The sequence below is a fragment of the Phocaeicola sp. RTP21198st1_B8_RTP21198_201120 genome (genome assembly GCF_040929485.1).
In the GTDB taxonomy this organism is placed as follows: domain Bacteria; phylum Bacteroidota; class Bacteroidia; order Bacteroidales; family Bacteroidaceae; genus Phocaeicola; species Phocaeicola dorei.
The window spans coordinates 1-1,752 of sequence record NZ_JBCOCI010000179.1 but is presented as its reverse complement, the minus strand read 5'-3'; the positions used below and the strand labels follow the sequence as shown (position 1 = coordinate 1,752).

Annotated in this window: 3 protein-coding genes; all 3 read left to right on the top strand. The window is 42.5% G+C overall.

Annotated elements, in window-relative coordinates; translation table 11 throughout:
* Positions 1–291 (top strand): preprotein translocase subunit YajC (yajC, locus tag AB5935_RS24175; protein WP_368327674.1); only part of this gene is annotated, 291 nt, incomplete at its 5' end.
* Positions 292–304: 13 nt separating this feature from the next.
* The gene (locus tag AB5935_RS24170; protein WP_007833208.1) at positions 305–1,318 is read left to right on the top strand and encodes a CdaR family protein; all 1,014 of its coding nucleotides are present in this window, start codon (positions 305–307) and stop codon (positions 1,316–1,318) included.
* Positions 1,311–1,752 (top strand): dephospho-CoA kinase (gene coaE, locus AB5935_RS24165; protein ID WP_368327673.1); only part of this gene is annotated, 442 nt, incomplete at its 3' end. The genes AB5935_RS24170 and coaE, both read left to right, overlap by 8 nt.

Here is a 1,752-nt window from a genome sequence, read left to right as displayed (position 1 = left end):
CAGGCAGGGGGTGGAGGAGATTACTCTTTCCTGATTATGATGGTAGCCATTTTCGCTATTATGTATTTCTTCATGATTCGTCCTCAGAATAAAAAACAGAAAGAGATTGCTAATTTCCGCAAGAATCTGGAAGTGGGTCAAGAAGTGATTACTGCAGGTGGTATATACGGAAAGATAAAAGAAATAGAAGATAATACAGTTGTTTTGGAAATTGCATCAGGCGTTAAGATTAAAATTGATAGAAATTCTATCTTCGCTAATGCTGCATCCAACCAACAACAGGCAAAGTAAATGACATGATAACATGTTCGACAAAAGGAACATACGTATTTACTATTTAAAGACTTTAGAGAGAATCAGAAGCTTCCTGCTTAGCCGTAATAGCAGGGAGTTCCTGATTTTCTTGTTTTTTGTATTTGTATCTTTCTGCTTTTGGTTGCTTCAGGTGTTAAATGATGACTATGAAACGGAATTTTCCATTCCGTTACGGTTGAAGAATGTACCTAGTGATGTGGTGTTGACCTCCGAACTTCCTGATGAACTGCGTATTGGCGTGAAAGACAGGGGGACTGTATTGGCTAACTATATGCTGGGGCAGACATTTTATCCCATTGTTGTGGACTTCAAGGACTATGAGGATAAAGGGAGCCGTGTCCGGATTCCGGTTTCAGCTTTAATGAAAAAGATTTCGGTCCAGTTGAATCAGACAACCAAATTGCTGACCATACGGCCGGATACTGTGGAGTTTATTTATACGAAAGGGAAGGCAAAGAAGGTGCCCGTGAAGTTACAAGGCAAGGTGGCTTTAGACCGCCAGTATTATATCTCGGATATCATTTACTCGCCGGATTCAGTGATGGTTTATGCTCCTCAGGAGATTTTGGATACCATCACGGCTGCTTATACACAGGCATTGAATTTTGAAGATGTGGCAGATACCATTCGTCGTAGGGTGAATCTGGCCGATGTACGCGGAGCGAAATTTATTCCCTCTTTTGATGATGTGACTTTATTGGTAGATATCTACGCTGAGAAAAGTGTGGAGGTGCCTATACGTGGCATCAATTTTCCGCCCGACAAGGTACTTCGTACTTTTCCTTCCAAGGTTCAGGTGACTTTTCAGGTAGGTCTGAGTCATTTCAAGTCCATCACTTCCGAGGATTTCTTTATCGGGGTGACTTATGAGTCTTTGTTGAACAATAAGGGGGAGAAGTGTCCGGTCAATCTCAAATCCATCCCCCGATATGTGAACCATGTTCGTTTGAATCCCAAAGAGGTGGATTATTTGATAGAACAACGAATTAAATTCAATGATTAAGATAGCGGTTACCGGTGGCATCGGCAGTGGAAAATCATACATTTCCCATTTGTTGGAGAATATGCATATCCCTGTGTATAATGCGGATAATGAAGCGAAACGTCTCACTGCTTCTGATGCCGGAATTCGTGGGGAACTGATCGCTTTGTTAGGTGAGGATGTTTATAAGGATGGTCTGTTAAACAAGCCGTTGTTGGCTTCCTATCTGTTTTCCGATCCGGCGCATGTGCTCCAAATCAATTCCATTATCCATCCCCGGGTACGGAAAGATTTTACCGTATGGGTGGAACGTCAGGAAAAGTGTGAGATAGTGGGTATGGAATCGGCTATTTTGTATGAGGCTGGTTTTCAGGATACGGTAGATGCGGTAATAATGGTCTATGCACCTGTAGAATTGCGTATACAGCGTGCCATGTATCGTGACGGAGCCAGCG